Annotated in this window: 8 protein-coding genes and 2 riboswitches; all 8 genes read right to left on the bottom strand. The window is 69.7% G+C overall.

Going from position 1 to position 11663, the window contains the following annotated elements; genetic code table 11:
• Positions 1-63: 63 nt before the first annotated feature.
• Complete coding sequence (locus tag JL100_RS10995) at positions 64-1503, bottom strand: cobyric acid synthase (RefSeq protein ID WP_202679895.1); 1440 nt, start codon at positions 1501-1503, stop codon at positions 64-66.
• An 11-nt stretch (positions 1504-1514) separates the two neighbouring features.
• Positions 1515-2138, bottom strand: a complete 624-nt coding sequence (gene cobO / locus JL100_RS10990; RefSeq protein WP_228421200.1) for a cob(I)yrinic acid a,c-diamide adenosyltransferase — start codon at positions 2136-2138, stop codon at positions 1515-1517.
• Positions 2135-5875 (bottom strand): cobaltochelatase subunit CobN, encoded by a 3741-nt coding sequence (gene cobN / locus JL100_RS10985; protein WP_202679807.1) that lies wholly within the window; start codon positions 5873-5875, stop codon positions 2135-2137. Before cobN ends, cobO begins: the two co-directional genes overlap by 4 nt.
• Positions 5876-5881: 6 nt before the next feature.
• Positions 5882-6913, bottom strand: coding sequence for a cobalamin biosynthesis protein CobW (gene cobW, locus JL100_RS10980; protein WP_202679808.1), 1032 nt, complete (start codon positions 6911-6913; stop codon positions 5882-5884).
• Positions 6914-6922: 9 nt separating this feature from the next.
• The gene (cobU, locus tag JL100_RS10975; protein ID WP_407696983.1) at positions 6923-7471 is read right to left on the bottom strand and encodes a bifunctional adenosylcobinamide kinase/adenosylcobinamide-phosphate guanylyltransferase; all 549 of its coding nucleotides are present in this window, start codon (positions 7469-7471) and stop codon (positions 6923-6925) included.
• A 39-nt stretch (positions 7472-7510) separates the two neighbouring features.
• Positions 7511-7738, bottom strand: a riboswitch (cobalamin riboswitch).
• 80 nt (positions 7739-7818) lie between these two features.
• A complete protein-coding gene (locus tag JL100_RS36510) occupies positions 7819-8559 on the bottom strand; it encodes a terminase small subunit (RefSeq protein WP_202679809.1) in 741 nt (246 codons plus the stop codon).
• Between the two features lie 74 nt (positions 8560-8633).
• Positions 8634-10439 carry a phosphomethylpyrimidine synthase ThiC gene (thiC, locus tag JL100_RS10960; protein WP_202679810.1) on the bottom strand — a complete coding sequence of 602 codons (1806 nt, stop codon included), beginning with the start codon at positions 10437-10439 and terminating at the stop codon, positions 8634-8636.
• 83 nt (positions 10440-10522) lie between these two features.
• Positions 10523-10640, bottom strand: a riboswitch (TPP riboswitch).
• Between the two features lie 79 nt (positions 10641-10719).
• On the bottom strand, positions 10720-11631 hold the full coding sequence (locus JL100_RS10955) for a hypothetical protein (RefSeq protein ID WP_202679811.1): 912 nt from the start codon (positions 11629-11631) through the stop codon (positions 10720-10722).
• Positions 11632-11663: the final 32 nt, after the last annotated feature.

The following is an 11663-nucleotide window of genomic DNA, read 5'->3' as shown; positions in this document are numbered from 1 at the left end:
GCCGACACCGCGCGCCAACGTTCCGGTATGCCGTCGGCGTTCGCCCTTCGGGCGAAGGCAGACCTACGAAATTGCGAACAACTCGTCCAGGTCCAGGTGGGTTTCCAGATGGCGGGCCAGCGCGTCCAGGGTGGTCTCGACGGTGTCCTCGTAGTTCAGCCCGCTCTCGGCGCGGTCGAGGATGGCGGAGAGGAAGGCGTGGCGAAACCCGTCCGCCGAAAACATTCCATGGACGTAACAACCGCCGATCCGGCCGTCCGGAGACACGGCGCCCTCGGGGCGGCCGGACAGGTCGAGAAGGGGCAGGTCCAGCGCGGGGCCTGTGGTCCGGCCGATATGCATCTCGTAGCCGCGCAGTTCCGCCCCGCTGGCGAGGTGCCGGCCGGTGACCTCGACCAGGGTCTTGGGGCCGTCCAGGATCGTTTCGATATCGAGAAGGCCGAGGCCGTCCACGGCGCCGGGAGCGCCCTCGGTGCCCGCAGGGTCGTCCAGGCGGCGGCCCAGCATCTGGAAGCCGCCGCAGATCCCGAGCACGTGTCCGCCCCGGCGGACATGGGCGGCGAGGTCGATGTGCCAGCCCTGGGCGCGGAGGAACTCCAAGTCGGGGATGGTCGCCTTGGTCCCGGGCAGAATGACGAGATCGGCGTCGCCCGGCAGCGGCCGGCCCGGCGGGATCATCTCGACCGTGACGTCGGGTTCCGCGCGCAGCGGGTCGAGGTCGTCGAAATTGGCGATCCGGGAGAGCTGGGGCACGGCGATCCGGATCGCGCGGCCTTCGGCTGATCGCCGCGAGGACAGGGCCAGGGCGTCCTCCGGCGGCAGCCGGTCGGCCTCTGCGAACCAGGGGACCACGCCGAGGCTGGACAGGCCGGTATGCTCGTGGATGATCCGCAAGCCGTCGTCGAACAGGCTGGCATCGCCGCGGAACTTGTTGATCAGGAAGGCCTTGAGCCGCGCCCGCTCGGCCGGCGGCAGCACCGCGCAGGTGCCGACGATGCTTGCGATCACGCCGCCGCGCTCGATGTCGCCGATCAGGACGACGGGCAGGTCGGCGGCCTCGGCGAAGCCCATGTTGGCGATGTCGCCGGCTCGCAGGTTGACTTCCGAAGCGCTCCCCGCCCCCTCCACCAGGATCAGGTCGGCGTCCCGGCCCAGGCGATGGAAGCTTTCCAGCACGGCGGGCATCAGCTCGCCCTTTCGGGTCTGGTACTCGCGGGCCTTCATGGCGCCGACCACGCGGCCCTGGACCACCACCTGGGCGCCGATGTCGGTCTGGGGCTTCAGCAGCACCGGGTTCATGTCGGTGACCGGCGCCACCCGGCAGGCCCGCGCCTGGAGCGCCTGGGCGCGGCCGATCTCGCCGCCGTCCGCCGTGACGGCCGCGTTGTTGGACATGTTCTGCGGCTTGAACGGCCTGACCCGGAGGCCCCGGTTCGTGAAGGCGCGGCACAGCCCGGCGACGATCATGGACTTGCCGACGTCGGAGCCGGTGCCCATGAACATGATTGCGTGCGTCAAAACTCGATGCCCGCCTGAGCCTTCACGCCGTCGCGGAACGGGTGCTTGACCATGGTCATCTCGGTCACGAGGTCGGCGATCTCCAGCAGCTCGTCCTTGGCGTTGCGGCCGGTCACGATGACATGGGTGTCCTCCGGCTTGGAGCGGAGGACCTCGATTACTTCCTCCAGCGGCAGGTAGTCGTAGCGCAGCACGATGTTGAGCTCGTCGAGCAGCACCATCTTGTAGGCCGGGTCGCGGATCAGGCTGACCGCCTGGTCCCACGCGGCGCGGGCGGCGGCGATGTCGCGCTGGCGGTCCTGGGTCTCCCAGGTGAAGCCCTCGCCCATGGTGTTGATGGTGACCTGGTCGGCGAAGCGCTCCAGCACGACCCGCTCGCCGGTTTCCCACTTGCCCTTGACGAACTGCACGATGCCGACCTTGAAGCCGTGGCCGATCCCCCGCATCACCATGCCGAGGGCCGCGGTGGACTTGCCCTTGCCCTTCCCGGTGTGGACGATCAGAAGCCCCTTCTCGAGGGTCTTGGTCGCGATCATGCGATCGCGGGCGGCCTTCTTCTTGGCCATCTTCTCGGCGTGCCGCGCGTTGATCTCTTCCTCGGTCATGCCTTCGGTCTTCATGGCGTCTCTCCCCGGCTCAGATTCTTCAGCGTATCGTAGGCGGCATTGGACTTCGGGCGCCACAAGCCGCGATCCTGCGCCTCGGCCAGCCGCTCCGCCATCTCGCGCAGTGCGGCGGGGTTGGCCCCGGCCATGAAGTCGCGGACCTGGGCGTCGGCCACATAGGCGTCGAACACCGCGTCGAAATGGTGGTCCCGGACGCACCGCGCGGTCGCGGCGAAGGCGAAGAGGTAATCGACGGTGGCGGCCAGCTCGAAGGCACCCTTGTAGCCGTGGCGCATGACCCCGGCGATCCATTTGGGATTGACCACCCGGCCGCGGACGACGCGGGCGATCTCCTCCTCCAGGGTCCGGACGCGGGGGCTTTCCGGGCGAGAGTGGTCGTTGTGGTAGACGGTCGGTGCCCGGCCCGACAGGGTCCGCACGGCGACGCTCATTCCGCCTTCGAACTGGTAATAGTCGTCGCTGTCCAGCAAATCGTGCTCCCGGTTGTCCTGGTTGTGCAGGACGGCCTGGACGGAGCCGAGCCGGGTTTCGAACAGGACCCGTTCCGGCGCTCCGTCCACCCCGCCGCCATAGGCGTAGCCGCCCCAGGCGAGATAGGCCTCGGCGAGGTCCTTCTCGGTTTCCCAGCCGCGCTCGTCGATCAGGGCCTGAAGGCCGGCGCCATAGGCTCCCGGCTTGGAGCCGAAGACCCGGTGGCCGGCCCGGCGCCGGGCAGCAGCGGGATCGACGCCGGCCTCCACCAGCGCCGCGGCGTCGGCCCGGACGCGGGCGGCCAGGGGGTTCACGTCGTCGGGTTCGTCCAGATCGGCGATCGCCCGGGCGGCGCTGTCCACCAGATCCATCTGGGCGGGGAAGGCGTCGCGGAAGAAACCGGAGACGCGGAGCGTCACGTCCACGCGCGGCCGGTCCAGCACGCCGGCCGGCATGATCTCGAACCCGGTCACCCGGCCCGTGCCGGTGTCCCAGGTTGGCCGGGCTCCCATCAGGGCCAGCGCCTGGGCGATGTCGTCGCCGCCGGTCCGCATGTTGGCGGTTCCCCAGGCCGATAGCGCCATGGTGCGGGGATAGTCGCCGTTCTCCTGGAGGTAACGATCGACCACGCGGGAGGCGGATTTCCAGCCCAGGTGCCAGGCGGCGGGCGTGGGCACGGCGCGGGTATCGACGGAATAGAAGTTGCGCCCGGTCGGCAGGACCTCCGGCCGGCCGCGGGTCGGGGCACCGGAGGGGCCGGGCTCCACGAACCGGCCGTCCAGCCCCCGCAGGAGGCCTTCCAGTTCGGCGGCGCCGCAGGCGGCGACGGTCGGCTTAAGGTCCGACAGGATGTAATCCAGGACGATGCCGGCGCGGGTCCATTCCGGCTCCGCAACGGCATCGCCGGCGACCAGCCGCCGGGCCAGTTCCTCCAGCCGTTCCACGGTGTCGCCGTGGCTGCGCCAGACACCGCCGGTGTCGAGGGCGGCCGGGCGCGGACCCGTCCAGGGCTCGGCCATGGCGCAATCCAGCGGATCGAAGCCCAACTCCAGGTCCGCCGCCAGCGCTCGGATCAGCGAGGCGTCCCGCCCCTCCCCCTTGCCGCGGGGTAGCCGGGTCAGCGCCACCAGCAGGTCGGTCAGCAGGCCGCCCTCGGGAGCCTCCCCGAAGACATGGAGGCCGTCGCGGATCTGGAGTTCCTTCAGCTCGCACAAATGGCTGTCGAGCTTCGCCAGGGCCTCCTGCGGCTCGTCGTCCCGGCTGACGCCGCAATCCACGTCCAGGCCGGTCGCGGCGCTGAGTTCAAGGATGCGCTCGCGCAGGACGGCGATGCGGCGCGGATCGACGCCGGCCGCCTCGTAATACTCGTCCACCAGCATTTCCAGCTCGCGGAGCGGGCCGTAGCTCTCCGCCCGGGTCAGCGGCGGGGTCAGGTGGTCGATGATGACGGCGGCGGCCCGGCGCTTGGCCTGGGTCCCCTCGCCGGGATCGTTGACGATAAATGGATAAAGGTGCGGGACGGGTCCCAGCGCCACTTCCGGAAAGCACTCCTCCGACAGGGCCAGCGACTTGCCCGGCAGCCATTCCAGATTGCCGTGCTTGCCGAAATGGACGACGGCGTGGGCGTCGAACGCCCGGCGGACCCAGGCGTAGAAGGCCAGGTAGGCGTGCGGTGGCACCAGGTCGGGGTCGTGGTAGGTCTTGGACGGATCGATCTGGTAGCCCCGCGCCGGCTGGATCGCGACGGCGACGTTGCCGAACCGGATCGCGGGCAGCAGGAACCGCCCGTCCCGCACGTACGGGTCCTCCTCCGCGGCGCCCCAGCGCCCCGTGACCGCGGTACGGACGGCTTCCGGCAAGGCCGCGAAGAACGTACGGTAGGCGCCCAGGGACAGCGTCTCGGAGACCGTGCGCCGGTCCAGCGCTGACAGGTCGTTGGTCACGCCGGCGCCGATCCGCTCCATCAGCGCGGCGGAATCCGGCGGCGCCCCGGTGACCGCGTAGCCCGCCCCAGCCAGTGTCCGGAGCGACCGCGCGACGCCCGCCGGCGTGTCGAGGCCGACGCCGTTGGCAAGGCGGCCGTCGCGGTTCGGGTAGTTCGCCATGATGACCGCGACGCGGCGCTCGGCCGGCGGCGTGCGGCGCAGCCGCGCCCAGGAGGCCGCCAGGGCCGCCACGAAACCAACGCGGTCGGTGACCGGCCTGTAGGACAGCACCCAGCTCTGGGTCGCCTCGTGGCGCCGGGCCTCCGCCTTGAAGCTGACGGCGCGGGTGATCAGGCGGCCGTCCACCTCCGGCAGGGCCACGTTCATGGCGATGTCGCGGGCGGACAGGCCGGTCGTGCCGCCACGCCACGCCGCCTCCGACCCGCCGGAGAAGACGACCTGGAAAACCGGGCAGTCCGAGCCGTCGAACGGGGTCGCCGACCGCGCCGCTCCCGGCTGGGACACGGCGAAGGAGGTCGCGTTGAGGATCACGTCGGGTTCCGCCCGCGCCAGCAGGTCGGCGACGATGCCGGCCGCGACCTTCTCCTTGAGGCTGGTGGTCGCGATCGGCAGGGCGTTGACCCCGGCCCCGCGCAGGGCGTCTATCAGCGCGTCGGTGACGGCCGTGTTGGCCGCCTGCTCCAGCGCGCGGTAGAACAGGATGGCCGCCACGGGAGCGCCCGGCGTCCAGGCCCGGCGCAGGTCGTCGAGCCCCGGTCGGTCGCGTCCCGGCCAGTAGATCCCGGCCCGCATCAGCGGCATCGGCTCCCGCCAACCGTCGCCGCCCCGGCCGATGAGCGATGCCGCGTAGCGCAGCAACCCGGCGGCATTCTCGACGCCGCCCTGGACGCAGTACTGCCACAGCCGATGGACCGCATCGCCCGGAAGGGTCGAGAAACGGGCCAAGTCCGGGTCGGGCTGGTCGTCGCCCGGCAGCACCGCCAGCGGGATGCCGCCGCGCCGGCAGGCGTCCGCCACCTGCTCGATCCCGTAGGGCCAGTAGCGCTCTCCCCCCAGCAGGCGGACCAACACCAGTTTCGCCTTCGAGACGACCCGCTCGACGTGGATGTCGATCGAGAGGTTATGGCCGAGCTGGAGCAGGCTGGCGAGGCGCAGGCTAGGGAAGCCGGGCCCGAGCCTGTCATGGGCCGAGGCCAGGCAGGCGAGTTCGGTGTCGGCGGCCGACAGGAAGACGATGTCGCCCGCGGTCTGGCCGAGATCGACGGCCTCGCTGCCGTCGGAGACGGTGCCGGGCTGGGCGGCCAGCAGATGCATGGCGGCTCAGCCGCGCAGGATGGATTCGACCGCCGCCCGGTCGAGCCCGCGCTGACCGATCACCACCAACTCGCTCCGGCGCTCCTCCTCCGGCTTCCAGCGCCGGTCGTAGTAGCGCTGGATACGGTCGCCGACGCCCTGCACCACGTGGCGCATGGGCTTGCCGGCCACATCCAGGAAGCCCTTGATCCGAAGGATGTCGTGGGCGGCGACAGCGGCCAGGATGCGCGCCTCGACCGCTTCCGGAGTCTCCACCGTGCCGAGGCCGATCACGAAGCTGTCGAAATCGTCATGGTCGTGGTCCTCACCCTCCAGCTCGTGGTGGGACGGGCGGCTGTCCAGGTCGTCCTCCGCCGCGGCGCCCAGGCCCAGCAGGACCAACGGATCGATGCCGCCCTGGACCGACACCACCGTCTTGACGGCGGGGCGCAGATGCTTGGCGACGGTCGCGGTCACCGCCTCCAGCGTGGCGGCATCGACCCGGTCGGCCTTGTTGAGGACGACCATGTCGGCGCACTGGACCTGCTCCTCGAACAGCTCCTCCAGCGGGCTTTCGTGGTCCAGGGAGTCGTCGGCGTCGCGCGCCGCCTGCACGGCTTCCGGGTCGCTGGCGAAACGGCCGGCGGCGACGGCCTCGGCGTCGATCACGGCGATCACGCCGTCGACGGTCACGCGGGTGCGGATCTCCGGCCAGGCGAACGCCTTGACCAGCGGCTTGGGCAGCGCGAGGCCGGACGTTTCGATCACGATATGGTCGGGCGGCTGCGGCTGGTTCAGCAGCTTCTCGATGGTCGGCAGGAAATCGTCGGCGACGGTGCAGCAGATGCAGCCGTTGGTCAGCTCGACGATGTCCTCCTCCCGGCAGTTCTCGACGCCGCAGCCGGCCAGGAGCTCGCGGTCGACGCCCAGGTCGCCGAACTCGTTGATGATCAGGGCCAGCCGGCGGCCGCGGGCGTTCTCGATCAGGTGGCGGACCAGGCTGGTCTTGCCGGCGCCGAGGAAGCCGGTGATGACCGTCGCGGGGATCTTGGTGCTCAAGGAAGGTTCCTAACGGTTGCTTTTGACGGTCACGGGCAGTCCCGCGACCAGGAGATAGACGCTGTCGGCCACCGCCGCCACCTCCTGGTGGAGCCGGCCGGCATGGTCGCGGAACGCCCGCGCCATGGCGTTGTCCGGCACGATACCGAGCCCGACCTCGTTGGAGACGAACACCACGGGGCCGGCCAGGGCAGGCAGGCATTCGACGAGGCCGCGGGTCTCGTGCGCGACGTCGCGCTCCTCCAGCATCAGGTTGGTGACCCACAGGGTCAGGCAATCGACCAGCACGACCGCGTCGGGCGACGCGAGGCCCGGCAGGGTGCCGGCGAGGTCGAGCGGTTCCTCGACCGTGGTCCAGCGCGGACCGCGCCTGTCGCGGTGCTCGTCGATGCGGCTGGCCATCTCGTTGTCCCACGCCCTTCCGGTCGCGAGGTAGACCGGGCGCGGCGCCCGCTCGGCCATGGCTTCGGCGAAGCGGCTCTTGCCCGACCGGGCGCCGCCTAGGACGAGGGTAACGCCGGGCGGCGCCCCCGAGGGGTCTCCTGGAATCGACATCATGCCCCACCTCCGCCGGTGCACCCCGCCCGGCCGCGATTGAAACGACGGCGCTCGACGGCAGGTCTCCTGGCTTCGCGGGTCCATGCGGGCGCCAGCGCCTTCCCGGATGCCGTGGGGCACCAGTGGCTTGAAGTGGACGACACCCGCTCGCCGCTTACAGTTGCGGGGGCAGCTCCGGACTCGGGCAACCTGACGCGCCCCCACCGGATTCCCTCTTGGCGGCCTGGCGGCGGCAAGCCGCCCGGCACCATCGAGCGGGCGCACTATCGGCGGCAGGCCCCGGCCCTGTCAATGCTCCCTCTTGGGCGCGGGCTTGGGCGCGGGATGGAAGCGAGGATTTCGGCCGCTCAGGCGGCTACAAGCCCGGGCGTGACGCTTCCGGACCTCGGGCCCGGGATCAGGTCGGGCATGGTGGACAGGGCGGTGGTCGAGGGAAGGTCGCCAAAGCGCCGGGTCATCCTCCGCTGGACCCGAAGGTCATCCTTGGTCACCGCCTCCACGCCGGGAGCGGGAGCAGGTACTGCGGGCGGGGAAGCGTCGGACATGACGGGTGCCGGGCCAGGTGTCGGCGCGGGTGCCGGAGCCTCGGCCGGAGCGGGGACGCGGATATGATCAAGTTCCTCTTCCGGATCGCAGTCCAGTCGCTCAAGGTCGGCGTCGGGATGGGCCACGTCCAGATGATAATGATGGGCGATCCGCTTGTCCTGAATGATGCCCTCCAGCTTCAGGCGGAATTCCACCGCTTTCAAGGCGAGGCCGAAGCTTTTCCCCTCCAGGGCTCCGTCCAGGATCTCGCTGACCACGGCGACGGCATCGTCCAGGCGGAGTTGCCGATGGGCGCTGCTCGCCGTCCTTATCTGGTCGATGCGGACGCGGATTTCCGGCAGGCGCATCAGCAGGGTGGCGCGCTGCTTGGCGCCGTTGGGAGAGTAGCCGGCCCGGCGGGCCGCCTCCGCGCCCCCGACCCCGAGGGCCATGGCGGCGCAGAACGCCTCCTGGCGCAGGGTCAGGACGATCGAGGGGGCGGCAGCGGAGCGTGACGGCCCCGCTGCCGGGGATGGGGATGCTGCGCGGGACGGGAACTGCATGGCACAACTCCTTAGGAACGATGTTCATGGAATAAGGAATTTATACCGATTGAAGGTCCCACGCAACGTTCCCGTCACTCGACCGGGCGGTAGATCTCCGCGCCACCGGCCCGGAAGCTCTCCGACATCCCGGCCATGCCGGTGGCGGCGTACTCCCTCACCTCCTGCGTGATCTTCATGGAGCAGAATTTCGGGCCGCACATCGAGCAGAAATGCGCCGTCTTGGCGCCTTCCGCCGGCAGGGTCTGGTCGTGGAACCGCTCCGCCGTCTCGGGATCGAGCGACAGGTGGAACTGGTCGCGCCAGCGGAAGTCGAACCGGGCGCGGCTGAGGGCGTCGTCCCTCAGCCGGGCCGCCGGATGCCCCTTGGCGAGGTCGGCGGCGTGGGCCGCGATCTTGTAGGTGACGACACCTACCTTGACGTCGTCGCGGTCGGGCAGGCCCAGATGCTCCTTCGGCGTCACGTAGCACAGCATCGCCGTGCCGAACCAGCCGATCATGGCGGCGCCGATGCCGCTGGTGATGTGGTCGTAACCGGGCGCTATGTCGGTGGTCAGCGGGCCGAGCGTGTAGAAGGGCGCCTCGCGGCAGACGTCGAGCTGCCGGTCCATGTTCTCCTTGATCTTGTGCATCGGCACGTGGCCCGGACCCTCGACCATGACCTGCACGTCATGCTTCCAGGCGACCTGCGTCAATTCCCCCAGCGTCTCCAGCTCGGCGAACTGCGCCGCGTCGTTGGCATCGGCGATGGAGCCCGGACGCAGCCCGTCGCCCAGCGAGAAGCTTATGTCGTAGGCCCGCATGATCTCGCAGATCTCATCGAACCGGGTGTAGAGGAAGTTCTCCCGATGGTGCGCCAGGCACCATTTGGCGAGGATCGAGCCGCCGCGCGACACGATGCCGGTCACCCGCCGCGCGGTCAGGGGGATATGGGCGAGCCGGACGCCGGCATGGATGGTGAAGTAGTCGACGCCCTGCTCCGCCTGCTCGATCAAGGTGTCGCGGTAGATGTCCCAGGTCAGCTCCTCGGCCCGGCCGCCGACCTTTTCCAGGGCCTGGTAGATCGGGACGGTGCCGATCGGCACGGCGGCATTGCGGATGATCCACTCGCGGGTGGTGTGGATATTGGCGCCGGTCGAGAGGTCCATCACGGTGTCGGCCCCCCAGCGGGTCGCCCAGACCATCTTCTCGACTTCCTCCGCCACGGAGGAGGCGACGGCGGAATTGCCGATATTGGCGTTGATCTTGACCAGGAAATTGCGGCCGATGATCATCGGCTCGATCTCCGGGTGGTTGATGTTGGCCGGGATGATCGCCCTGCCTTTCGCCACCTCGTCGCGCACGAACTCGGGAGTGACATGGTCCGGGATCGCGGCGCCGAAGGACCGGCCGTCGCGCACCGCTTCGAGCGCCGCCTGCCGGCCGAGGTTCTCGCGGATCGCCACATACTCCATTTCCGGCGTGACGAGGCCGCGCCGCGCGTAGGCCATCTGGGTCACGGCGGCACCGGCCCGTGCCCGCAGCGGCCTGCGGGCGGGGCCGGAGAACTCCTCAAGGTTGCTGCGCTGGCCCTGGCGCAGTCCGTTGTCCTCCGGCCTGATCGGCCGGCCGTCATAGGCTTCGGTATCGCCGCGGACCGCGATCCAGCCGGCGCGCAGCGCGGGCAGGCCGCGGGCGATGTCGATTTCAGCGGCCGGGTCGCTGTAAGGGCCTGAGCTGTCATAGACCCGGACCGGCGGCTCGCCGCTCGCGGGCTCCAGGTCAACCTCGCGGAGCGCCACCCGCAGGTCCGGGTACAGCGTGCCCTGAACATGGACCTTGCGCGACGCGGGCAGCGGCCCGGTGGAAACGGTGAAGGTGGGATTGTTGTCTTTCGGCATCGTGATCTCCTGCTTCGAATGCGAGCGGAGATCCGGAATGCAGCGATGGAGCTGATGAGAACCGGCGTGGATGCGACGGCGCAACCCTCGCCCTCTCCCCTTCCTACGCCGGCACGACCCGGATCAGGTTCAAAGGGTCTCCGCGTTGCCGTTAGGCCGACGGAATCTCAGCCCCCTATCGGGGCTCCCCTGGGAATACGCCGATCCTCACGGCATCCCTGCCGCTTGTCAAGCCGCCAATCGCGGAAAGGTCGAGCCTCACGTCCACAGAGGGACTTCCTCAGACGGGCTTCAGGAAATAGGGCCGGTTCCGGACTGCCACCGGGTCGGACTGGAAGGTCTGGATCGCGTAGGCCGGGGTTCCCTCCAAAAGGTCCCGCATGACGATGCCCATCGGATGGGGGCTGGCGCCGTATGTCAGCCGGACCCGATCCGCCGGTCCGGCGTCGGCGATGAAAAAGGTGTCGAACGGCCGGGTGACGCTCCAGCGGCAGCCGACGGGGCCGGCCGCGGACACCCCGTACCGGCTGACGGGGGAAATCATGCCGGGAAGCGGGGCCAAGCCGGTGGTGTCGATCAGAGCGGTGAAGATGAACTCGGCCGGGTCGTCGGGATCGTTGACCCGGAACCCCCAGGTCTGCATCCACTCAATCTCGGCGGCCGCGGCCATGCCGTCGCGGACCGGGTTCGGCGCCGGCAGGTTGACCAGGAAGCCGGTCTTGAAAACCGGATCGCCGAACAGCTCCCTGCCGACCGCGACGGCTGCCGGATCATCGCACGGCATGAACAGGCGGTGGTTTCCAAGCAGCTTCGTCTGCTCGTCGCCCATCAGCCACTGATCGAAGGTGATGTCCGGAATCTCGTCCCCGCGACCTTCCGGACAGGCCACGATGCTCAGTTCCAGCTCCTGGACGATCCCGGCCGCCGACGGTGACCATTGCTCGGGCGGCAGGTTCAGCCCGGCCGATCGGAAAGCGCTATGGACATGGAAGCCGTAGCTGACCGAGGCGCCGTCGCCGAAAATGGCGGGCCGCAGCCCGCTCCCCTTGAAAAGATCCATCACCCTGACGGGATCGACAAGGTAATGGACCATGCAGCTGGACAGCGAAGCATAGTGGAAGGGCGATGCCACTCCGGGCGGAAGCGCCGGCAGCCGGTTAGGTGTGTCGGGCCTTCTGGGTGTGGACGGCATTTCCTGGCTTCCTACGGGGATGTGCGACCAGG

Source organism: Skermanella mucosa, from assembly GCF_016765655.2.
Lineage (GTDB): Bacteria > Pseudomonadota > Alphaproteobacteria > Azospirillales > Azospirillaceae > Skermanella > Skermanella mucosa.
The sequence above is the reverse complement of the archived record's forward strand: the minus strand, read 5'-3'. Positions and strand labels throughout refer to the sequence as shown.

Excerpts from the sequence above, each read along its gene's own strand:
- JL100_RS10995 (WP_202679895.1), bottom strand. The coding sequence starts at position 1,503 with ATGTTCATGGGCACCGGCTCCGACGTCGGCAAGTCCATGATCGTCGCC.
- JL100_RS36510 (WP_202679809.1), bottom strand. The coding sequence starts at position 8,559 with ATGCAGTTCCCGTCCCGCGCAGCATCCCCATCCCCGGCAGCGGGGCCG.
- JL100_RS10955 (WP_202679811.1), bottom strand. The coding sequence starts at position 11,631 with ATGCCGTCCACACCCAGAAGGCCCGACACACCTAACCGGCTGCCGGCG.
- thiC (WP_202679810.1), bottom strand. The coding sequence starts at position 10,439 with ATGCCGAAAGACAACAATCCCACCTTCACCGTTTCCACCGGGCCGCTG.
- cobN (WP_202679807.1), bottom strand. The coding sequence starts at position 5,875 with ATGCATCTGCTGGCCGCCCAGCCCGGCACCGTCTCCGACGGCAGCGAG.
- cobO (WP_228421200.1), bottom strand. The coding sequence starts at position 2,138 with ATGAAGACCGAAGGCATGACCGAGGAAGAGATCAACGCGCGGCACGCC.
- cobU (WP_407696983.1), bottom strand. The coding sequence starts at position 7,471 with ATGATGTCGATTCCAGGAGACCCCTCGGGGGCGCCGCCCGGCGTTACC.